We start from the raw sequence: 22,510 nt of genomic DNA on the forward strand, positions 1-22,510 counted from the left end.
TGGAAGCTATAAAGCCAAATGATAAAGTGGTGATAAAGACAAACACTGTTTTTATCTTTAACAATTATATTTTCCCCAATTACGCTGTATCTGCATTTCAGAAATACACCAGACAGATATTCATGATACATAGATGCCAACCAAATATAACAATGTGAAAAATACCTATGCAGAATGATTTCATTCTTTAATTTTTTTCAAGAAAATCTTTTAGTGCCGCAAATGCCTCATCAGCTTTGTTCCCCTCAGGACCACCAGCCTGCGCCATATCAGGACGGCCACCTCCACCTTTACCACCAAGCATCGCTGAAAGAATACGAACGAGATCTACAGCATTTAATTTATCCGTTAAATCATCCGTAACACCGACAACAGCACTCCCTTTTCCATCCTCCGAGACACTAATAAAAGCAACCACTCCAGATCCAATTTGTTTTTTCTCAGAATCGACGAGCGCCTTAAGATCCCGTGGTAAAATATTTTTAACAACGCGTCCGGTAAAAGAAAACCCATTGATGATGATAATATCATCTTGGCTCCTTTCTGTTACTCCACCACTCAACATCATTTTCTTGCGTACATCATTCAATTCTTTTTCAAGTTTACGACGATCATCAAGCAAAATTCGCACCCGTTCTTCCACACCAGCAGAAGAAGTTTTTAAAAGATCAGCGATTTCATGAATACGTTCATCTTGGCGGCTAAGATAAAGACGTGCTTCTTTGCCTGTTAAAGCTTCAATACGCCGCACTCCAGCTGAAACAGAACTTTCAGAAACAATATGAATTAAACCAATATCACCTGTTCGCTCCACATGTGTCCCTCCACAAAGCTCAATTGACCAACGCTTTTTTAATCTTTCCTGTTCAAGTGGCTCCCCCATAGAAACAACGCGAACTTCATCACCATATTTTTCACCAAACAATGCCATGGCTCCTTCAGAAATGGCCTCATCTACAGCCATGAGGCGCGTTATTACTTTACTATTTTGCAAAATAATCTCATTGGCTAAATCTTCTATTTTTTTCAACTCTTTTGGTGAAACGGATTTTGGATGGGAAAAATCAAAACGCAACCGATCTGGCGATACAAGAGAACCCTTTTGTGTAACATGGTCCCCCAATGTTTGGCGTAAAGCTTCGTGTAACAAATGAGTAGCAGAGTGATTCGCACGAATTTTCTTACGACGAACAATATCAACCGTTAATTCTACACAATCAGACCTCGATGCCTGACCAGATTTCACCTCCCCAATATGGATAAAAACACCATCACCCTTTCTTTGGGTATCATGCACCTTAAAAATAAAATTTTCACCAGAAATGATACCGCTATCACCAATTTGCCCACCAGATTCACCATAAAAAGGTGTCTGATTAACAACAAGCATAGCTTTCTGATCTGAAGAAATATGATCAACAATTTTACCATCACATACAAGAGCTGTAAGAATACCTTTCGCTGTCTCAGTTTCATAACCTAAAAACTCTGTGGCCCCCACTTGATCACGAACAGAAAACCAGATTTTCTCTGTTCCAGCTTCTCCAGAACCAGACCAATTGGCACGTGCCTCCTCTTTTTGGCGTTCCATCGCTTTATCAAAAGCACCAACGTCAACAGATATTCCGCGACGACGAAGAACATCTTGCGTCAAATCAAGCGGAAAACCATAGGTATCATAGAGCTTGAAAGCAACTTCACCATTCAAATAGTCCCCTTCTTTAAGATCGGTACTTGCTTCGTTCAACAAACCAAGTCCTCGTTCAAGCGTTTTACGAAAACGTATTTCTTCTAACCTTAAAGTTTCTGAAATCAAAGATTCAGCACGCACCAACTCAGGATAGGCTTGTTCCATTTCGCGAATTAAAGCAGGCAAAAGTCGCCACATTAAGGGCTCTTTAGCACCAAGAAGATGCGCATGACGCATAGCACGACGCATAATACGACGTAAAACATATCCTCTTCCTTCATTAGAAGGAAGCACACCATCAGCAATCAAAAATGCAGATGAGCGAAGATGATCAGCAATGACACGATGGCTGGCAATAAAATCACCCTTTGCCTCAATCCCTGTAATTTCTTCTGATGCAGCAATTAATGCACGAAAAAGATCAATGTCATAATTATCATGAACGCCCTGTAAAACAGCAGCAATACGCTCTAATCCCATGCCTGTATCAATAGAAGGGTGAGGTAAGTTAACACGTTCTTCCTTGGAAACTTGCTCATACTGCATAAAAACAAGATTCCAAATCTCAATAAAGCGATCCCCATCTTCATTAGCACTTCCAGGAGGACCGCCCCATATTTCATCACCATGATCATAAAAAATCTCCGAACAAGGCCCACAAGGGCCTGTTTCTCCCATCGACCAAAAATTATCAACCGTCGCAATACGGACAATTTTTTCATCTGGAAGACCAGAAATTTTACGCCACAGTTCAGCAGCAACATCATCACTCTGATAAACTGTCACCAACAATTTATCTTTTGGCAGGCAAAATTCCTTTGTTAAAAGATTCCATGATAAAAAAATGGCTTCTTCTTTGAAATAATCACCAAAAGAAAAATTACCCAACATTTCAAAAAATGTATGATGGCGCGCCGTATAACCAACATTATCAAGATCATTATGCTTTCCACCCGCACGAACACATTTTTGTGCCGTTGTTGCCTGCGTATAAGAAGGTTGTTCAAGTCCAGTAAAAACATTTTTAAACTGCACCATCCCTGCATTTGTAAACATAAGTGTAGGATCATTCCGCGGAACAAGCGGACTAGAAGAAAGAACTTTATGCCCATTACGATGAAAATAATCCAAAAATGTTGACCGAATATTATTAACACTATTCATGTTGACACCTGCTCAATACAGCACAAAACCATAAAAGAAAAATCCCCCCTCATTAAATCCTCTTCGCCACGCATGGAGTCAATTTAATCAAAAATGGAATATTTGTTTTAAAAAATTGAGAAAAAAATGACTGCGTATTTAAAAACTCAAACAAAAAAACAGGAAAATCTTAAAGAAAAAAATTATAGACGAAAAAAACGCCCCATCAAATGGCTTCATCACTTTCTATATTTTCTGACCCTGCATTTTCTAACAATTCAATCGCAATCAAACCAGCATTTTGGCGCAAAGCTGCTTCAATCTCTGTAGCTATTTCCACATGTTCACGTAAAAACTGCTTTGCATTCTCACGCCCCTGCCCTAAACGCTGAGAATTATAAGAAAACCATGCACCAGATTTTTCCACAACACCAACCTTGACACCCAAATCAATCAACTCACCTACTTTGGAAATACCTTCACCATAAATAATATCAAACTCAACCTGTTTGAATGGAGGTGCCAATTTATTTTTCACCACTTTAACGCGCGTCTGATTACCAACAATTGAATCCCTATCTTTAATGGATCCAATGCGACGAATATCTAAACGAACAGAAGCATAAAACTTTAAAGCGTTTCCACCCGTTGTCGTTTCAGGAGAACCAAACATCACACCAATTTTCATGCGAATTTGATTAATAAAAACAACCATACAGTTAGAGCGAAAAATTGCTGCGGTTAATTTTCGTAACGCTTTACTCATTAACCGAGCTTGCAATCCGGGCAAAGCATCACCCATTTCACCGTCAATTTCTGCTCGCGGTGTTAAAGCTGCGACAGAATCCACAACAAGCACATCAACGGCACCAGAACGAACCAACGTTTCTGTAATTTCCAATGCCTGTTCACCGGTATCTGGCTGAGAAATGAACAAGTTTTCTAAATCAACACCAAGCTTACGCGCATAAATAGGATCAAGCGCATGCTCTGCATCAATAAAAGCACAAATCCCACCACCTTTCTGTGCCTCAGCAATAGCATGGAGAGCCAATGTTGTTTTCCCAGAACTTTCTGGTCCATAAATCTCAACTATACGCCCCTTCGGTAATCCACCAATCCCTAAAGCAATATCCAAGGATAACGATCCTGTTGGAATTGTTTCAATTTCAACAACTTGCTCTTTTTGCCCAAGACGCATAATCGAGCCTTTACCAAAAGAACGTTCAATTTGTGAGAGAGCAGCATCGAGAGCTTTTGTTTTATCCACGATTATATCCTTGACCGAATTCATAATAACCTAAAACTTTAGTGTACACTGTACTTTTAATTTAACTAAAGGTTTGAGTTTAGAGTTTCACAGACTATTTCCATTCCTATCTCCACATTATGTCCATAAACATTCATGACCATCACAATAAAGAATTGGCATTGCTTATCTTATGACACATAATAAACTCCAATAAAGTAATATCTCTATGGGAGCATAGTTAACATATTTATATCTCTCTAGAAAAGGAACAATTTAATTTTAAACACAATGTTCTACAACCCTTCTGCTTATCCCTTTGATTAAATACTTGAGAGACTAAGAATTCTCCCGCTATTGATCACACAAAAAACGCATCATCAATCAACCTCATACCCTATTGCATCGAAGAACAAAACGCTATTGTGTTGCATATTCATGCACTTGATTTAAGAAACATCTCTCAAAACTTCCAAGCTCATTTTGTGACAACACCTATGAATGTGGTATACTGCAAAACCCTTTAGGCACCACCATCTTTACTCTATAGAAGGAGCAAGCCGGCACCATCACACTATTTATCATCCTCCAATATTGCAACAGCTTTCGGTACTTGAGACAATTCATAAGAGGGATTTTTAGTCTTTTCTTGTACAGTTTTTATCACACGCTAATCCTGCTTGTAACATGCAAGCGAATAACTTGATTTCTTCAACAAATAACAGACTTGGGATGAGAGAAATTTACGGTATTTGAAACTTTCATTCAACTTACGAAACAGTCAATCATCATTATAAGTCAATATATTATTTAATAAAAACCAAAAAAAATAGAGCAGCTTAAAAGTTGAATGACATATTTAAATTTGAAAAAACACGCACTTTTGAAAATATCAAAAAAAATCTCTATAAGCAATGCAATAAATGTTTAAAATATAAGCTAAATTTCTCATACAATAACATAAGAGATCAATAAAAAACGTATTTCAACTCAAATTTTATTTTGATCTTTACGTTTTTTGCGCAACTGTTGCCACCACTCAAGACGTTTCACAATTTCACGCTCAAAACCACGCTCAACTGGTTTATAATAACTCTGACGTCCAAGTTTTTCGGGAAAATATTCTTGTCCTGAAAAAGCATCTGGTTCATCATGGTCATAACAATAACCACTTCCATACCCTTCTTCCTTCATAAATTTCGTAGGAGCATTAAGAATATGCTTAGGAGGTGGTAAAGAGCCATTTTTGCGTGCACAACGCAGTGCTGCTTTATACGCAAGATATGCTGCATTTGACTTTGGCGCAGTTGCAACATAAAGACATGCTTGCGCCAAGGCCAACTCTCCTTCTGGTGATCCTAAATAATCATAGGCATCTTTTGCTGCATTACAAATGACAAGAGCTTGAGGATCCGCCAAACCAATATCTTCAACGGCCATACGAACCAATCTTCGCCCAATATAGAGAGGATCTTCACCAGCATCCAACATACGTGCCAAATAATAAAGCGCAGCATCAGGATCAGATCCACGAACGGATTTATGCAACGCTGAAATGAGATTATAATGCCCATCTCGTCCTTTATCATAAATAGGCGCACGACGCTGAATAACTTTTTGCAAAGCAACAACATCAAGAATCTCTCCCAATGGCGCAATAGACCAAACTTCCTCTGCCAATGTTAACGCAACCCGCGCATCACCATCAGACATCTCTATCAAAACGTCTCTGGCATCATTATCCAAGGGAAGAGTTTTTCCCTCCACTTCTTCAGCACGCCTCAAAAGCATGTCCAAACTTTCATGATCATGAGAAAGAAATGTTAAAACACGTGCACGCGAAAGAAGGGCAGCATTCAGTTCAAAAGAAGGATTTTCGGTTGTTGCACCTATAAGTACCACAGTACCCTCTTCCATCACAGAAAGAAAACTATCCTGCTGTGCACGATTAAACCGATGAATTTCATCAACAAAGAGAAGTGTTTTATCCCCAGATATAAAACGCCTCTGCGCAACTTCAAAAATCTTTTTAAGTTCAGAAACTCCTGTAAAAATAGCAGAAACCTGTTCAAACGCGAAATTTGTTTCAAGGGCTAACAAACGTGCAACGGTCGTTTTTCCCGTCCCTGGAGGTCCCCAAAAAATCATCGATCCAATTGAGCCTGTTGCCGCCATACGTGAAAGCAAACCATCCTCTCCAATCAAATGCTTTTGTCCCACAACATCATTGAGAGAACAAGGGCGCATTCTTTCTGCAAGTGGCTGATTTTTATTAACTTGAAAATCAAACGACGAAGTAAAAAAATCTTTCTTCAAAAAAAAACCTCAACGAATAAATTGGCGAATATACATACCATCACGTTCATATTCCAATTGCCACATATTTGAGCGACCTTGCATAAGAACCTTTTTCAACTGATGAACTGTTTGAATTTTATGGCCATTTACAACACGTAGAATATCTCCTGACTGAAAAATTCCAGCTGCATTGCTCATTTTATCAAGATTGATAATCACAACCCCTTTTGCAGATATAGGAAGATGAAAACGTCGACTATTTTGCGGTGTCAAATCTAACACTTCAGCACCAGCAAGAGGACTGTCACCCGTAATTTTTTCAGATTTTAAAAATGCAGTTTCTGATATCGATGAAACTGTTATTTGTGTTTTTAAAGTTTTTCCACTTCGTAAATATTCCAAAGCAAGACTATGCTCAACGTCAGCTGTCATCAAACGATAACCAAGACTATCTGGACTGTCAACGCGTACCCCCTGCACACTCAAAATAACATCACCTACTTTCAATCCAGCTTTTTCAGCAGGACTATCTTTGATAACTTCAATAATCAGAGCACCATAGGGACGTTCTAAACCTAAACCACCAGCAATATCAGCTGTAACATTTTGAAAAGAAGCCCCAATATAAGGCGGCACAAAATATTTTCCACCGCGTTTAACAGTATCAAGCATCACTTTTACAAGATTAACTGGAATAGCAAAACCAATCCCTACAGAACCACCGGAACGCGAATAAATAGCCGTATTAATTCCGATTAACTGACCTTTCATATCAATTAAAGCGCCACCAGAATTCCCTGGATTAATGGCTGCGTCTGTTTGAATAAAAAAGTCAAAATCAGAAACCCCAACACGTGTACGCGCTTGCGCTGAAACAATACCACTTGTAACTGTTTGACCAACACCAAAAGGATTACCAATAGCAAGAACAAGATCACCAACTTCAACAGCATCAGAATTTCCCAAAGAAAGAACCGGAAATTGAGCATCTTTTTCCTTAACTTCAAGAATTGCAATATCAGTTGCTTCATCTTTGAGCACGACCTTACTCTCAAACTCCCGTCCATCAGAAAAAGCCACTTTAATTTCACTTGCATCTTTAATGACGTGGTAATTTGTAACGATCAAACCACGTGCATCAACAATCACCCCTGATCCTAATGACGATTGCTTACGAACAGGAAATTTATTTTGAAAACGACCAAAAAATTGCTCAAAAAATGGATCGCCTTCAAAAGGTGATCGAGCTCTAATTTGTCGAGCTGCATAAATATTTACAACAGATGGAACTGTCTTTTTAACTAAAGGAGCAAATGAAAGGGTGATTTCTGTTTGTGTTTGAGGAACATGAGCATATACATGATCAAATGATATCTGCATCATAATTGCAAAAAAAATCCGCACCCAAAAAGAATACCTCATAATCCACTCCTTATAAAATCAGCACATTCTGTTGAAGATTAATAGAATAAAAAAACGTATCCCCGCAAATTAAGGACCTCTATTAATATTTCATAATAGAGAATAAAAACAACCTATTTGAACAATAAATATTATAAAAATAAGATAATTCAATATTCTATAATTTTCTCTCTGCACCTATTTCTCAACTAAAACAAACTTAAAAATGCTCACAAAAAAACCGCCCAAGACAAGGCGGCCTTTAAAAATCCAACAGAATAAAAAACTCTACGAAGATGTTCCCTTTTCATTCTCAGAAGCTTCCATGCGAGCACGATCCCCAGCACCCTTCGCTTCAACATCACGATCAACAAATTCTATAACAGCCATGGGCGCATTATCACCGGTACGAAACCCCGCTTTCATAATACGCAAATACCCACCGTTGCGTGATGCATAACGTGGCGCAAGCGTATCAAATAATTTTGCAACCTTTCCTGCATCACGAAGTGCTGCAATAGCTTGCCGACGCGCATGCAAACCACCACGCTTACCAAGAGTAACGAGTTTTTCAACAATAGGACGAATTTCTTTAGCCTTTGGAAGCGTTGTCACAATCTGCTCATGCTCGATCAACGAAGTTGCCATATTTGCAAACATCGCTTTACGGTGACTGGCAGTACGGTTCAACTTGCGTCCTGACTTACTATGGCGCATAAGCCCTCTCCTTAAATTCTAATTTTAATATTGATCTTCATAACGTTTTGCAAGATCATCAATGTTTTCAGGCGGCCACGCAGGAATCTCCATCCCAAGATGTAAACCCATACACGCCAAAACTTCTTTAATCTCATTCAACGATTTGCGACCAAAATTCGGTGTCCGAAGCATTTCAGATTCTGTTTTTTGAATCAGATCACCAATATAAACAATATTATCGTTCTTAAGACAGTTTGCCGAACGAACTGAAAGTTCTAATTCATCTACTTTTTTGAGAAGTGCAGGATTAAAAGAAAGCTCAGAATCAGCCTCTTCAACAGGCTCCTTCTGTGGCTCTTCAAAGTTAATAAATAACGATAATTGATCCTGAAGAATGCGTGCTGCAAAAGCAACAGCATCCTCACCATTAACAGCACCGTTTGTTTCAATCGTGAGCGTTAATTTATCATAATCGAGAACTTGACCTTCGCGTGTATTTTCTACTTTATAAGATACCTTACGGATCGGTGAATAAAGACTATCAATTGGAATAAGCCCTATACGTGCATCATCAACACAATTACGATCAGATGGAACATACCCCTTTCCTGTGTTGACAATAAATTCCATACGAATTTCAGCTTCTTCATCAAGAGTACAAATAACATGATCTGGATTTAGAATTTCCATATCTCCAACTGTACTGATATCTCCCGCTTTCACGACACCAGGCCCCTCTTTATAAACGACGACACGTTTGGGCCCTTCTTCTTCCATACGAAGTGCAATTTCTTTTATATTCAGAATAATATCCGTAACATCCTCACGCACACCTGGAATCGATGAAAATTCATGCAAGACACCGTCAATCTGCACAGCAGTAATAGCAGCACCACGAAGCGAAGATAACAAAACGCGACGAAGCGCATTTCCTAACGTTAAACCAAAACCACGCTCAAGAGGTTCAGCAATCACACTTATAATATTTGGATTATCATGTGCACATGATTCAACCTTATTGGGTTTAATAAGTTCCTGCCAGTTTTTCTGGATCATATTTTTATTCCCGTTCTTTAGTTCCGTTACCATTCAATCGTAACGACCAATGTGAACATCAGAGAAATCTCCGACAACAAAAAACAACACCCAATTAAACACGCCGCCTTTTCCGCGGACGACATCCATTATGAGGAATTGGTGTTACATCGCGAATAGAAGTAATGACAAAACCAACAGATTGCAATGCACGTAAAGCAGATTCACGCCCTGATCCAGGTCCACAAACTTCAACTTCCAAAGAACGCATACCATGCTCTTGCGCTTTTCTTGCACAATCCTCCGCAGCAACTTGAGCAGCAAAAGGTGTCGATTTACGCGCACCTTTAAACCCCTGAGCTCCAGCAGATGACCAAGCAATTGCATTACCCTGAGCATCAGTAATAGTAATCATTGTGTTATTAAATGTTGAATTAATATGCACAACACCCGATGAAATATTTTTACGTTCGCGACGACGAACACGTGTGGCTTCCTTGGCCATAATTTCCCTTTCAACGATCTCATCACTGCCGTAACATCAGCAGCTCCACCTTTTTTCCTTGTCAAAAAAATCAAACAAGAAAAAGAATATATAAAAAACCTTCCACAAAGGCCCTTATTTCTTCTTACCGGCGATTGCCTTAGCCGGACCTTTACGTGTACGGGCATTCGTATGTGTACGCTGTCCTCGGACAGGCAAAGACCGGCGATGACGCAATCCTCGATAACAACCAAGATCCATCAAACGCTTAACATTCATAGCAACCTCACGACGAAGATCACCTTCAACTTGATACCCCTGATCTATTGCCTCACGAATCTGCAGCACCTCAGCATCTGAAAGCTCATGCACACGACGCCCCAAAGGAATGCCAACTCTTTCAATAATTTCTTGAGCAAATTTTGGTCCAATCCCGTGGATATATTGAAGCGCAATAATTACACGCTTATTTGTCGGGATATTGACGCCAGCAATACGAGCCACGCCTACTCTCCTTAGTTATTTTGACAAATTGTTATAAAATACCTGATATACCTTACAGAAAAAAATAGACTCAGAAAAAAATTCTTCCGAATCCTATTATTTCACTAAAATAAATTAAATTCACTTCTGATAGATTTCATCTCAAAAGTCAACTCTTTTCATTTATTTCTAAAAAAAATCTCATGAAAAAAAACCTCTAATCATACGTGTCACTTCAGAAACACCAATCATTCCATCAATAACCTTCAACATTCCCCTCTCTGAATAAAATTTTGATAAGGGAGCTGTTTTTTCACGATATTCTACTAATCTTTTTGCAAAAGCAACAGGATTGTCATCTAAACGAACCTGTCCACCAGTCGCTATTGTTTCCTCAACGCGCTTCTTCATACGTTCAATCAACACGTCTTCATCAACACACAATTCAATAACAGCATTAAGCCGCATATTTTTTGAATCCAGTATCTGTTGCAACGCTTCTGCTTGCCCCACAGTTCGCGGATATCCATCCAAAACAAAACCGTTTACACAATCAGCTTCATCAATCCGATCTGATACGATTTGATTAACAATACTATCAGGTACCAAAGCACCAGAACTTATAATAGCTTTAGCTTTTTTACCAATCTCCGTTTCTTTGGCAATCACCTCACGCAACATATCCCCTGTTGATAAATGAGGAATGTTATATTCCTCAGTCAACATTTTTGCTTGCGTACCTTTTCCCGCTCCAGGAGGACCTAAAAGAATAACTCTCATCGATTCCTTCTACCTCCACGAAGTTTTGATTTTTTTATCAACCCTTCATATTGGTGGGCAACAAGATGCCCCTGAATTTGAGCAACCGTATCAAGTGTAACAGTAACAACAATCAACAAGGATGTTCCCCCAAGATAAAAAGGAACCTGTAATGCAGATATCATAAATTCAGGTAACAAACAAACCAAGATAATATAAATAGCGCCCACAACAGTAATACGCGTCAAAACGTAATCAATATATTCAGCTGTACGCTCACCTGGACGAATCCCTGGAATAAAACCAGAATGTTTTTTCAACTGATCTGCAGTATCACTTGGATTAAACACAATAGCTGTATAAAAAAAGCAAAAAAACGCCATTAAAAATGCATAAACAATCATATAAAGTGGCTGTCCATGACCAAGAGCATAAGAAATCTCCTGAACCCATTGTGGCATTTTATCAGAAAAATTATTAATAGTGGCAGGTAATAATAATAAAGATGAAGCAAAAATAGGTGGAATAACACCAGCAGTATTCAACTTTAAAGGAAGATGCGACATATCTCCTTGAAACATTTGATTACCGACCTGACGTTTCGGGTATTGGATAAGAATTCGCCGTTGCGCACGCTCTATAAAAACAATAAGCCCAATAACCAAAACAGCAATAAGAACGATTCCTATTAAAAGAAAAGTTGATAAATCAGCCTGACTATGAGCTGTCAAAAGCTGAGCAAAAGTAGAAGGAAAGTTGGCTACAATCCCTGTAAAAATGATAAGAGAAACCCCATTACCAATACCACGTGACGTAATTTGCTCGCCAAGCCACATAAGAAACATCGTTCCGCCAACAAGCGTAATAACAGAAGAAATACGAAACATAAGACCTGGTTCTAAAACAATTTGAAGCCCCGACCCTATACCGCTTTCAAGCGCAACCGCAATACCAAAAGCTTGTAGAATTGCCAATACGACTGTTACATAACGCGTATATTGATTGATAATCTTACGACCTAAATCCCCTTCTTTTTTAAGAGTTTCCAAAGAAGGAATAATAGATGTTAACAATTGCACAATAATAGATGCCGATATATAAGGCATGATACCCAGCGCAAAAATAGCCATACGCCCAACAGCACCTCCAGCAAACATATTAAAGAGTCCTAATACACCCGACGCGTGATGTTCAAATGTTTGCCGCAAAGCATCGATATTGATACTTGGAAGAGAGATGTAAGTGCCAAAACGATATACAAGAAGCGCCAACAGAGTAAACCAGATGCGTTTCTTTAATTCAGTTGCACGCGAAAAGGTGCCGAAATTTATATTGGAAGCAAATTGCTCTGCTGCTGATGCCATAAAACGTCTCCACTTTACACTCCAGTTCTTCAAATCACAGAAGTATAATCCTAAAATTCATATATGCATACACAAACAAATGCAGAACTTAAACAATTCTCCACAAAAGATCCCACAAAACAGATATTATTCTTCTTTAGGTCTCTATTCATATTAAAAAATTATCGAGCAATATCAGGAAGAATAACCTGACCACCCACTTTTTCAATCTTAACACGAGCAGCTTGTGAAGCACCAGAAACATGAAAGGTAATCTTAGCCTTCAAATCACCATCAGAAAGAAGACGAACCCCATCTTTTTCACGACGAATAATACCAGCCTCTTTCAAAGAAACCATATCAACAGGCTTTTCAATATTCAACTTACCTGCATCAACTGCCAACTGAATACGTCCTAGTGAAACTTCATTGTAGGTTTTAGTAAAGAAATTCCTAAATCCACGTTTTGGCAAACGACGATAGATGGGCATTTGCCCACCTTCAAAACCATTAAGGGAAACACCAGAACGTGACTTTTGCCCTTTTACACCACGACCGCCAGTCTTACCCGTACCGGAACCAATACCACGCCCAACACGCTTACGATTTTTTGTTGCGCCTTCGCAATCACGCAGTTCATTGAGTTTCATATCTAATACTCCCGCAACCCTTAACCTTCATCTATAACGCGAACAAGATGCCGAACCCGAGCAATCATACCCCGCACACAAAGTGTATCATCTAAAACGCGCCGACGACGCATTTTATTTAGTCCAAGCCCCTTTAAGGTTGCACGCTGAATCTGTGAGTTTCGAATAGGGCTTCCAATTTGTTCCACCGTCACAGTTTTACCACTCTGAGATTTTTTCTGAACCATTTCCTAATTCCTTTTCTGATAATCTCAGAAACTACCCTTCTAGGTCGACTAAATGGCGACGACGCGCCTGCAAAGTCGAATACTTTATACCACGTTGAGCAGCAATATCTCTAGGATGCATTTGATGTTTCAATGCATCAAATGTTGCACGAACCATGTTATAAGGATTCGACGATCCTAGTGATTTTGCAACGACATCCTGCATACCAAGAGCTTCAAAAATAGCACGCATTGGCCCCCCAGCAATAATACCAGTACCAGCAGAAGCCGAGCGTAGCAAAACACGCCCAGCTCCGTGACGACCTTCAAGATCATGATGCAATGTACGCCCAGACCGAAGTGGAACATAAATCATCCCACGTTTTGCAGATTCCGTTGCTTTACGAACGGCTTCTGGAACTTCACGGGCTTTACCATGTCCAAAACCCACACGGCCTTTTTGATCTCCAACGACAACAAGAGCAGCAAAACCAAAACGCCGACCACCCTTTACAACTTTAGCAACACGATTGATATGAACGAGCCTATCGACAAATTCATTATCGCGTTCTTCTCTCTCACCACGTTCTTTTTGTGCCATTCCTCATTCCTTTTTCTTTTCCGGAAGCACGATAACAAAGTCCCTCATCAAACTGGAAGAACTTAAACGAAATACTCTAAACTCTCCTTACTCATTCATAAATAAGAAATTTTAGAAACTCAAACCACCTTCACGAGCAGCTTCAGCTAAAGCTTTGACGCGACCATGGTACACATACGCTCCACGATCAAAAACCACCTCATTAACACCCGCTTTCTTCGCACGCTCAGCAATTAACTTACCAACAGCAAAGGCCGCCTTTTTATCAGCACCACTCTTTAACGATTTTTTCAAATCACTTTCAAGGGTAGAGGCTGAAACAAGTGTACATCCCCGCAAATCATCGATAACTTGAGCATAAATGTTCTGATTTGAACGATAAACACTAAGCCGAGGACGATCATGAGAAACCATTTTAATTCTACGACGAACGCGCCTTGCACGACGTTGGATAATGTCCTTAGATGAAACCATAATACAAAATCCTTATTTCTTTTTACCTTCTTTACGGAAGATACGTTCATCTGCATGCTTAACACCTTTACCTTTATAAGGCTCAGGCTTACGATACTCACGAATTTCCGCTGCAACTTGTCCAACTTGCTGTTTATCAATTCCAGAAACAACAATTTCCGTTGGCTTAGGAACAGTCACAGTAACACCCGACGGAACTTTATAAACCACATCATGCGAAAAGCCCAGAGATAGTTGAACATCCTTACCCTGCAAAGCAGCACGATAACCAACCCCATTAATCTCCAACCTCTTTTCAAAACCATCTTTCACACCACAAAAAATGTTCTCAATCATTGAGCGCGACATACCCCATTTAGAACGCGCATCTTTTGACTGATCCCGCGGCATAACTGATATGATATTCTCCTCAAGTTTGACTAAGACTTCATCATTGACGACGTAACTCAGCTCACCTTTTGGACCTTTTGCCTTAACCAGCTGTCCTTCAACAGTAGCAGTAACTCCAGAAGGAATTGAAATGGGTTTCTTTCCAATACGAGACATTGTTCTAACCTACTTTTTCTTCCGTTTTCTTGACATAACTTAGAAAACACGACAAAGGAGTTCTCCACCAACATTCTGTTCACGCGCCTCATGATCTGCCATGACGCCTTTAGGAGTCGATAAAATCGAAATACCAAGGCCATTTGCCACCTGAGGAAGTGACTTAGCAGAAACATACACACGACGCCCTGGCTTTGATACACGTGAAATCTCACGAATAGCAGCCAGCCCTTCAAAATACTTCAATTCGATTTCAATCTCCGCTTTCCCATCACCTAAATCAATTCGATTATATCCGCGAATATAACCCTCCGACTGAAGAACATCAAGAACGTGCGCACGAAGCTTCGAATCTGGAGTAACTACTTTACCTTTTTTACGACCAAGTGCATTACGAATACGTGTTAACATATCACCAAGAGGATCTGACATAGACATTAAATAATCTCCTCTTACCAACTAGACTTTACAATACCAGGAATATAGCCAATAGAGCCAAGCTCACGCAACGCAATTCGCGACATTTTTAATTTACGATAATAAGCCCGCGGACGACCTGAAACCTCACAGCGATTACGAATACGAACTTTCGAAGAATTACGCGGCAACTCTGCCAACTGAACAGAAGCTTTAAAACGTTCCTCAAGAGAAACCTTCTGATCCATAACTATTGCTTTCAAACGTGCACGACGGGCAGCATAGCGCTTTACCATCACCTCACGACGCTTATTTTTTTCAACGGCACTTACTTTGGCCATAATTTCACCTCACTACGTTTGCCGTTACGAACGAAAAGGAAAATTAAAAGCACGCAATAACTCACGAGCTTCATCATCCGTTTTTGCTGTCGTACAAACGATAATATCCATGCCCCAAATTTGATCAACTTTATCATAGTTGATTTCTGGAAACACAATGTGTTCTTTAATACCCATAGCAAAATTGCCACGACCATCAAAACTCTTTGGATTTAAACCACGAAAGTCACGAACCCGCGGAAGAGCAATCGTCACAAGACGATCTAAAAACTCAAACATACGATCTTTACGCAATGTAACTTTAGCCCCAAGAGGCATTCCTTCACGAACCTTAAAGGTCGCAATAGAATTACGCGCACGCGTAACAACAGCCTTCTGACCCGTTATTAGCCCTAAATCCTCAGCGGCAAGGGAAGGCTTCTTCGAATCAGCAGTTGCTTCACCTATCCCCATATTTATTACAACTTTATCAATCCGCGGAATTTGCATCGCATTTCTGTAATTAAACTTCTCTTGAAGCACTTTACGAATCACTTCAAAATAATGCGCTTTCATACGCGGTATTTGTCTTTCCTCAGCCATTAATCAACTCTCCCGAACGCTTGGCAAAACGAACTTTATTACCATCTGCATTCATACGAAAGCCTACACGTGTAGGCTTACCATCTTTAGGATCAGCAATCGCCAAATTAGACAGATGAATCGGAGCTTCTTTAGAAATAATTCCAGCTTCTTGCTTCTGCGTTTGACGTTGATGACGTTTAATCATATTAATCCCACGAACAAAAGCCTTATTCTCTTTTGGATTAACCTTAATTACTTCACCACTACATCCTTTATCCTTACCGGACAAAACAACAACTTTATCACCTTTTCGAATCTTTTGCATAACATTTACTCCTTACAGAACTTCAGGAGCAAGCGAGATGATCTTCATATGATTCCTACCACGCAATTCACGAGGAACAGGTCCAAAGATACGAGTACCGATCGGCTCTTTTTTGTTATCCACTAAAACCGCAGCATTACTATCAAAACGAATGACACTACCATCTGCGCGACGAATATCCTTAGCAGTACGAACCACAACAGCTTTCATAACATCACCTTTTTTAACACGGCCACGAGGAATTGCATCCTTAACCGAAACAACAATAATGTCACCGACCGAAGCATATTTCCGCTTTGAACCGCCTAACACTTTGATGCACATGACACGACGCGCTCCAGAATTATCAGCAACGTCGAGGTTTGTTTGCATCTGAATCATGACTGGCCACCTTCTCTTAACACATATATCCGATTGTATCTTTTACACACTCGGATTTGCCTGCCAAATAACGATAAAGTTATCGTCTTCAAATTTATCAATGATAACCACACTGTTAAATTCTAAAACAATAAGCTTAACTCTTTATGCTACATTGTCTTTTACAACAATCCAACATTTATCTTTCGAAATTGGTCTAGATTCTTGAATAGAAACTTGATCCCCAATCTTGAATTGGTTGTTTTCGTCATGCGCTTTATAATTTTTAGACTGCCGAACAGTCTTCTTAAGAAGCGGATGAGAATAACGGCGTTCAACTTTGACAACAACAGTCTTATCACTTTTGTCGCTAATAACAACACCCTGCAAAACGCGTTTAGGCATCTCTTATTTCCTTAAACCTTACTTTCACTTATTTTTTGACGAAGAAAAGTTTTAATACGCGCAATATCACGACGAACTTGTCTAACGCGCGCAGTCTTTTCTAATTGACCTGTTGCTTTTTGAAAACGCAAATTAAATTGCTCTTTCTTTAACTTAGCCAATTCATCTTTCATTTGGTCGAGCGTTTGCGCCCGTAATTCTGTGGCTCTCATCGCTTAACCTCATTATTCAGCAATACGCTGGATGAAACGCGTTTTTATAGGCAACTTTGCAGCACCCAATCTTAGTGCTTCACGTGCAACATCCTCCGGAACTCCATCAAGCTCAAACATGACGCGCCCAGGAGCAACACGTGCAGCCCAATAATCAACACTTCCCTTACCTTTACCCATACGAACTTCAGTCGGTTTAGATGTAACCGGAAGATCTGGAAAAATGCGAATCCACACACGACCAGAACGCTTCATATAACGTGTAATCGCACGACGCGCCGCTTCAATTTGACGAGCAGTAACCCGCTCCGGCTCAACAGCCTTCAAACCGTAGGCACCGAAATTCAAATCCGTACCACCCTTCGCAAAACCGTGAATACGGCCTTTGAACTGTTTACGGAACTTTGTGCGCTTTGGCTGCAACATTGTTCTCTACTCCAAATTTTAGTTCAATCTCAAAAACTAAGCATTTTCGCGGCGACGATTCGATGAAGAACCAGATTGATCAGCTTCCGTAGCACGACGTTCTGAAGCCATAGGATCATGCTCAAGAATCTCACCCTTAAAGACCCAAACTTTAATACCACAAATACCATAAGCGGTCTTAGCTTCTGCTGTACCGTAATCAACATCAGAACGCAAGGTATGAAGTGGAACACGACCTTCACGATACCATTCCATACGAGCAATTTCAGCACCACCAAGACGGCCAGAACAATTGATACGAATACCTTCCGCACCAAGACGCATAGCAGACTGAACAGCACGCTTCATTGCACGACGAAAAGCAACACGACGCTCTAACTGTTGAGCAATTGATTGCGCAATAATTGTCGCATCAATCTCCGGTTTACGAATCTCCACAATATTCAATGAAGTTTCAGCATCCGTCATTTCTGAGAGCTTACGACGAAGCTTTTCGATATCAGCACCCTTTTTACCAATAATCAAACCAGGACGTGCAGAATGAATTGTAATACGACACTTTTTATGAGGACGCTCAATAACAACCTTAGAAATAGCCGCCTGTTTAAGTTCCTCAAGCACATATGAACGAATTTTCAAATCTTCATGAAGAAGGCGCCCATATTCACCACTATCAGCATACCAACGAGAGTCCCAAGTCCGATTAACACCAAGACGAAGTCCTATTGGATTGATCTTCTGCCCCATTACGCGGCCTCCACTTTTTCGGTAACTTCACGAACAATAACAGTAAGATGCGAAAATGGACGTTCAATTCTACTAGCACGCCCTCGACCCCGAACATGAAAGCGCTTCATCACTATCGACTTACCAACATAAGCTTCCGCCACAACAAGCGAATCAATATCAAGATCGTGGTTATTTTCTGCATTTGCAATTGCTGATTCAAGCGTTTTTTTCACAGTAGCAGCAATTCGCTTGCGTGAAAACATCAAATCAGCGAGCGCTACATTAACTCTTTTACCACGAATCATTGCAGCAACTAAATTAAGCTTCTGCGGACTAACACGAATTGTCCGCGTAACAGCTCTTGCTTCATTATCTTTAAGCTGGCGCGAAACTTTAGCTTTTCCCATTCCTACTTCCTCTTCGCTTTCTTATCGGCACCATGACCATAATAAGTCCGGGTAGGAGCGAACTCACCAAACTTATGCCCAACCATCTCTTCAGAAACAGAAACAGGAATATGCTTATTACCGTTGTAAACACCAAAAGTTAAACCAACAAATTGCGGTAAAATAGTAGAGCGACGACTCCATATTTTTATAACTTCGTTGCGCCCACTTGCACGTACCTTCTCTGCTTTACCAAGAAGATAGCCGTCAACAAACGGACCTTTCCACACTGAACGAACCACCTCAGACTACCTTTCTCATTTCTTGCGTTGATGACGCGTACGCATAATAAATTTATCAGTGGCTTTATTGGAGCGCGTACGCTTACCTTTCGTAGGTTTACCCCAGGGAGAAACTGGATGGCGCCCCCCCGATGTACGACCTTCACCACCACCGTGTGGATGATCAACGGGGTTCATAGCAACACCACGAACATGTGGACGTTTACCACGCCAACGTGACCGCCCCGCCTTACCATCATTAATATTCCCATGATCAGGATTTGAAACAGCGCCAACAGTTGCAAAACAGCTACTCGGAACCAAACGCTGCTCACCAGAATTTAAACGAAGAATAGCCATACCATGATCTCGTCCAACCAACTGCGCATAAGCACCTGCTGAACGTGCAATCTGTCCGCCTTTCCCTGGCTTCATCTCAACATTATGAATAATTGTACCTACAGGCATATTAGCAAGAGGCATAGCATTACCTGGTTTAACATCCACATTTAAACCAGCCATAACAGAATCACCAACACCAAGACGCTGTGGTGCAAGAATATAACTCAATTGCCCATCCTCATAGCGGATTAAAGCAATAAAAGCGGTACGATTAGGATCGTATTCTAAACGCTCAACCTTTGCTGAAACATCACGTTTAAGACGCTTAAAGTCGACAAACCGATAACTACGTTTATGTCCACCACCCTGAAAACGAGCAGTAACACGACCGCGATTATTACGCCCACCCTTTGAAGACAAACCTTCAGTTAACATCTTTACAGGTTTTCCCTTATAAAGACAAGAACGTTCCACAATAACAAGCTGACGCTGCCCAGGTGTCGTTGGATTAAACTGCTTAAGTGCCATTATTCCTATCTCCGAGCCTCTTAAAGACCTGTCGAAACGTCGATAGTCTGACCACTGGCCAGAGTTACGATCGCTTTTTTGACATCACTCTGCCGACCAACTATACCTTTGAAACGCTTCACTTTACCCTTACGGACTATCGTGTTAACTGCTTTAACTTTTACGCTAAAAAGCGCTTCAATAGCAGCCTTAATCTCAGGCTTCGTCGCTTTCGGCGCGACATTAAAAGCAACTTGATTATATTCAGAAATCATAGTCGCCTTTTCAGTAATAACTGGACTAATAATTATATCATAATGGCGAAGATCTGTCATTTAAAACGCTCCTCAAGAGCCTCAACAGCTGCTTTTGATAAAACAAGTTTGCTGCGACGCAAAATATCATAAACATTAATTCCCTGAATAGGCAAAATGTCAATATTAGGGATATTAGAGGCTGCACGAAAAAAGTTAATATCAATCTCTTTACCATCAATCAAGAGAGCGTTATTAAATCCAAGCTTAGAAAAATGAGAAACAAGCATTTTCGTTTTAGCATCCTTAACAGTCAACTCATCCACAATAATTAAATCTTTTGCTTTTAATTTTGCAGATAAAGCAAGACGTAACCCAAGAGCACGAATCTTTTTAGGAAGATCATGCGCATGGCTACGAACCACTGGTCCATGAGCCTTACCCCCACCTCTAAACTGCGGTGCACGTGCAGATGAATGTCGAGCACGCCCAGTTCCTTTCTGTTTAAACATTTTTGCCCCTGTTCGCGACACATCAGAACGACCTTGGGATTGATGACTTCCCTGCTGACGACGTGCAAGCTGCCAACGAACAACACGTTGCAAAATATCCTCACGCGGAACAAGATCAAAAATAGCTTCAGAAACCTTTAATTTGCCAGCTTCATTACCATCAAGAGTTTTAATTACAAGATCCATTATTAGGCTCCCTCAACCTCAGAGGTTTCCGTCACCGGAGTAACCATTTCCGCTTTCTCCTTCACAAGACGGCGAATACCAGCAGGCTTTGGAGCATTATCAGGAAGACGCTTCTTCACAGCATCCCGTATCAAAATCCAAGAACCTTTAGAACCAGAAACAGCACCACGCACTAAAATTAAACCACGCTCACTATCAGTGGAAATAACTTCAATATTCTGTGTTGTTACACGCACTTGCCCCATATGGCCAGCCATTTTTTTACCTTTAAAAACTTTACCAGGATCTTGGCACTGCCCTGTAGAACCATGAGCACGATGTGTGATCGAATTACCATGAGAAGCACGATGTCCACCAAAGTTATGTCGTTTCATAACACCAGCAAACCCCTTACCAATACTGGTACCAGTCACATCAACTCTTTGTCCTGGAACAAAATGTTCCACTGTAATCTCAGTACCAACATCAAGAAGATTATCAGGACTTACACGAAACTCTGCTATTTTGGCTTTAGGCTCAACAGAAGCCTTAGCAAAATGTCCACGAAGAGCTTGTGAAGTATTCTTAACCTTAGCAAAGCCTACACCTAATTGAACAGCAGTATAACCATTCTTTTCAACTGTACGCTGAGCAACGACTTGACAATTCTCCAAACGAAGTACCGTCACCGGCACATGCTCACCAGCATCATTATAAATACGGGTCATGCCCAGCTTCTGTGCTATTACACCTGAACGCATCGGGTCTGTTCCTTCTGTCCTCAAACCTCAGAGCTTAATTTCTACATCCACACCAGCAGAAAGATCGAGCTTCATAAGCGCATCCACTGTTTGCGGCGTTGGATCAACAATGTCAAGAAGACGCTTATGTGTTCGCATCTCAAACTGCTCACGACTTTTCTTATCGATATGCGGTCCACGATTGACCGTAAACTTCTCAATCCGCGTCGGAAGCGGAATGGGACCACGGACATTTGCACCGGTACGTTTAGCAGTCGATACGATCTCACGCGTCGACGTATCAAGAATTCTATGATCAAACGCTTTCAAGCGAATGCGAATATTTTGACTGTTCATGCTCTTTATTTCCCTGTTATATAAAGTGCCTTCAATAATCAAAGCACTCAACAAGCATTATTTATTCAATGATCTTAGAGACGATACCGGCACCAACAGTACGACCACCTTCACGAATAGCAAAAC

At 40.4% G+C, this 22,510-nt stretch carries 31 protein-coding genes and 1 pseudogene; all 32 read right to left on the reverse strand.

The genetic code is table 11. The annotated features are described in order from the left end of the window. Positions 1 to 187 precede the first annotated feature (187 nt). Complete coding sequence (gene alaS / locus ACFINS_RS05485; protein WP_375705961.1) at positions 188 to 2,854, reverse strand: alanine--tRNA ligase; 2,667 nt, start codon at positions 2,852 to 2,854, stop codon at positions 188 to 190. Between the two features lie 205 nt (positions 2,855 to 3,059). After that, on the reverse strand, positions 3,060 to 4,103 hold the full coding sequence (gene recA / locus ACFINS_RS05490; RefSeq protein ID WP_273791424.1) for a recombinase RecA: 1,044 nt from the start codon (positions 4,101 to 4,103) through the stop codon (positions 3,060 to 3,062). Positions 4,104 to 5,072: 969 nt separating this feature from the next. Next, positions 5,073 to 6,398 (reverse strand): replication-associated recombination protein A, encoded by a 1,326-nt coding sequence (locus ACFINS_RS05495; RefSeq protein ID WP_375613137.1) that lies wholly within the window; start codon positions 6,396 to 6,398, stop codon positions 5,073 to 5,075. Between the two features lie 9 nt (positions 6,399 to 6,407). Then, complete coding sequence (locus ACFINS_RS05500; protein ID WP_375705962.1) at positions 6,408 to 7,802, reverse strand: DegQ family serine endoprotease; 1,395 nt, start codon at positions 7,800 to 7,802, stop codon at positions 6,408 to 6,410. Between the two features lie 267 nt (positions 7,803 to 8,069). Beyond that, a complete protein-coding gene (rplQ, locus tag ACFINS_RS05505; protein ID WP_273791421.1) occupies positions 8,070 to 8,498 on the reverse strand; it encodes a 50S ribosomal protein L17 in 429 nt (142 codons plus the stop codon). Positions 8,499 to 8,522: 24 nt separating this feature from the next. Beyond that, the gene (locus ACFINS_RS05510; protein WP_375611485.1) at positions 8,523 to 9,536 is read right to left on the reverse strand and encodes a DNA-directed RNA polymerase subunit alpha; all 1,014 of its coding nucleotides are present in this window, start codon (positions 9,534 to 9,536) and stop codon (positions 8,523 to 8,525) included. Positions 9,537 to 9,630: 94 nt separating this feature from the next. Then, a complete protein-coding gene (gene rpsK / locus ACFINS_RS05515; protein ID WP_007347762.1) occupies positions 9,631 to 10,020 on the reverse strand; it encodes a 30S ribosomal protein S11 in 390 nt (129 codons plus the stop codon). Between the two features lie 114 nt (positions 10,021 to 10,134). Next, a complete protein-coding gene (gene rpsM, locus ACFINS_RS05520) occupies positions 10,135 to 10,503 on the reverse strand; it encodes a 30S ribosomal protein S13 (RefSeq protein ID WP_026500557.1) in 369 nt (122 codons plus the stop codon). Between the two features lie 180 nt (positions 10,504 to 10,683). Continuing rightward, on the reverse strand, positions 10,684 to 11,262 hold the full coding sequence (locus ACFINS_RS05525) for an adenylate kinase (RefSeq protein ID WP_375611484.1): 579 nt from the start codon (positions 11,260 to 11,262) through the stop codon (positions 10,684 to 10,686). Further along, entirely contained in the window at positions 11,259 to 12,605 is a 1,347-nt protein-coding gene (secY, locus tag ACFINS_RS05530; RefSeq protein ID WP_375705963.1) for a preprotein translocase subunit SecY, read from the reverse strand. Before secY ends, ACFINS_RS05525 begins: the two co-directional genes overlap by 4 nt. 161 nt (positions 12,606 to 12,766) lie before the next feature. Continuing rightward, positions 12,767 to 13,234, reverse strand: a complete 468-nt coding sequence (gene rplO, locus ACFINS_RS05535; RefSeq protein WP_375611482.1) for a 50S ribosomal protein L15 — start codon at positions 13,232 to 13,234, stop codon at positions 12,767 to 12,769. 20 nt (positions 13,235 to 13,254) lie between these two features. After that, positions 13,255 to 13,461: a 50S ribosomal protein L30 gene (gene rpmD, locus ACFINS_RS05540; protein ID WP_375611481.1), complete on the reverse strand. Its 207-nt coding sequence runs from the start codon at positions 13,459 to 13,461 to the stop codon at positions 13,255 to 13,257. Between the two features lie 31 nt (positions 13,462 to 13,492). Beyond that, entirely contained in the window at positions 13,493 to 14,041 is a 549-nt protein-coding gene (rpsE, locus tag ACFINS_RS05545; protein WP_015856574.1) for a 30S ribosomal protein S5, read from the reverse strand. A gap of 111 nt (positions 14,042 to 14,152) precedes the next feature. After that, positions 14,153 to 14,515, reverse strand: a complete 363-nt coding sequence (gene rplR, locus ACFINS_RS05550) for a 50S ribosomal protein L18 (protein WP_375611480.1) — start codon at positions 14,513 to 14,515, stop codon at positions 14,153 to 14,155. Positions 14,516 to 14,527: 12 nt separating this feature from the next. Then, the gene (gene rplF, locus ACFINS_RS05555; RefSeq protein ID WP_375621436.1) at positions 14,528 to 15,061 is read right to left on the reverse strand and encodes a 50S ribosomal protein L6; all 534 of its coding nucleotides are present in this window, start codon (positions 15,059 to 15,061) and stop codon (positions 14,528 to 14,530) included. A gap of 39 nt (positions 15,062 to 15,100) precedes the next feature. Beyond that, positions 15,101 to 15,499 (reverse strand): 30S ribosomal protein S8, encoded by a 399-nt coding sequence (rpsH, locus tag ACFINS_RS05560; RefSeq protein WP_375611478.1) that lies wholly within the window; start codon positions 15,497 to 15,499, stop codon positions 15,101 to 15,103. Positions 15,500 to 15,513: 14 nt separating this feature from the next. Then, the gene (gene rpsN / locus ACFINS_RS05565) at positions 15,514 to 15,819 is read right to left on the reverse strand and encodes a 30S ribosomal protein S14 (RefSeq protein WP_273791412.1); all 306 of its coding nucleotides are present in this window, start codon (positions 15,817 to 15,819) and stop codon (positions 15,514 to 15,516) included. Positions 15,820 to 15,843: 24 nt separating this feature from the next. Continuing rightward, entirely contained in the window at positions 15,844 to 16,401 is a 558-nt protein-coding gene (rplE, locus tag ACFINS_RS05570; RefSeq protein WP_375611477.1) for a 50S ribosomal protein L5, read from the reverse strand. Then, entirely contained in the window at positions 16,394 to 16,708 is a 315-nt protein-coding gene (gene rplX, locus ACFINS_RS05575; RefSeq protein WP_375611476.1) for a 50S ribosomal protein L24, read from the reverse strand. The genes rplE and rplX overlap by 8 nt, the downstream gene beginning before the upstream one ends. Positions 16,709 to 16,720: 12 nt before the next feature. Continuing rightward, positions 16,721 to 17,089 (reverse strand): 50S ribosomal protein L14, encoded by a 369-nt coding sequence (gene rplN / locus ACFINS_RS05580; RefSeq protein ID WP_004855715.1) that lies wholly within the window; start codon positions 17,087 to 17,089, stop codon positions 16,721 to 16,723. A gap of 144 nt (positions 17,090 to 17,233) precedes the next feature. After that, positions 17,234 to 17,473, reverse strand: a complete 240-nt coding sequence (gene rpsQ / locus ACFINS_RS05585; protein WP_012231991.1) for a 30S ribosomal protein S17 — start codon at positions 17,471 to 17,473, stop codon at positions 17,234 to 17,236. An 11-nt stretch (positions 17,474 to 17,484) separates the two neighbouring features. Continuing rightward, complete coding sequence (rpmC, locus tag ACFINS_RS05590; RefSeq protein ID WP_375606714.1) at positions 17,485 to 17,685, reverse strand: 50S ribosomal protein L29; 201 nt, start codon at positions 17,683 to 17,685, stop codon at positions 17,485 to 17,487. Positions 17,686 to 17,697: 12 nt separating this feature from the next. Next, entirely contained in the window at positions 17,698 to 18,111 is a 414-nt protein-coding gene (gene rplP / locus ACFINS_RS05595; protein WP_375611475.1) for a 50S ribosomal protein L16, read from the reverse strand. A gap of 36 nt (positions 18,112 to 18,147) precedes the next feature. After that, positions 18,148 to 18,858, reverse strand: coding sequence for a 30S ribosomal protein S3 (gene rpsC / locus ACFINS_RS05600; protein WP_273791408.1), 711 nt, complete (start codon positions 18,856 to 18,858; stop codon positions 18,148 to 18,150). Further along, on the reverse strand, positions 18,858 to 19,247 hold the full coding sequence (gene rplV / locus ACFINS_RS05605; protein ID WP_273791407.1) for a 50S ribosomal protein L22: 390 nt from the start codon (positions 19,245 to 19,247) through the stop codon (positions 18,858 to 18,860). Before rplV ends, rpsC begins: the two co-directional genes overlap by 1 nt. 2 nt (positions 19,248 to 19,249) lie before the next feature. After that, entirely contained in the window at positions 19,250 to 19,528 is a 279-nt protein-coding gene (rpsS, locus tag ACFINS_RS05610; RefSeq protein ID WP_004855734.1) for a 30S ribosomal protein S19, read from the reverse strand. Between the two features lie 15 nt (positions 19,529 to 19,543). Further along, positions 19,544 to 20,377 (reverse strand): 50S ribosomal protein L2, encoded by an 834-nt coding sequence (gene rplB, locus ACFINS_RS05615; RefSeq protein ID WP_375611474.1) that lies wholly within the window; start codon positions 20,375 to 20,377, stop codon positions 19,544 to 19,546. A 20-nt stretch (positions 20,378 to 20,397) separates the two neighbouring features. Beyond that, on the reverse strand, positions 20,398 to 20,691 hold the full coding sequence (locus ACFINS_RS05620; RefSeq protein WP_273723987.1) for a 50S ribosomal protein L23: 294 nt from the start codon (positions 20,689 to 20,691) through the stop codon (positions 20,398 to 20,400). Further along, on the reverse strand, positions 20,688 to 21,308 hold the full coding sequence (rplD, locus tag ACFINS_RS05625) for a 50S ribosomal protein L4 (protein WP_375613145.1): 621 nt from the start codon (positions 21,306 to 21,308) through the stop codon (positions 20,688 to 20,690). The genes ACFINS_RS05620 and rplD overlap by 4 nt, the downstream gene beginning before the upstream one ends. Before the next feature lie 2 nt (positions 21,309 to 21,310). Then, positions 21,311 to 22,048: a 50S ribosomal protein L3 gene (gene rplC, locus ACFINS_RS05630; RefSeq protein WP_273791404.1), complete on the reverse strand. Its 738-nt coding sequence runs from the start codon at positions 22,046 to 22,048 to the stop codon at positions 21,311 to 21,313. A gap of 27 nt (positions 22,049 to 22,075) precedes the next feature. Further along, complete coding sequence (gene rpsJ / locus ACFINS_RS05635) at positions 22,076 to 22,384, reverse strand: 30S ribosomal protein S10 (RefSeq protein WP_005773267.1); 309 nt, start codon at positions 22,382 to 22,384, stop codon at positions 22,076 to 22,078. A gap of 61 nt (positions 22,385 to 22,445) precedes the next feature. Continuing rightward, positions 22,446 to 22,510: pseudogene (locus ACFINS_RS05640) on the reverse strand (elongation factor Tu); the annotation flags it as partial.

Origin of the sequence: Bartonella sp. AA2SXKL (assembly GCF_042197205.1) — a bacterium.
GTDB lineage: Bacteria > Pseudomonadota > Alphaproteobacteria > Rhizobiales > Rhizobiaceae > Bartonella.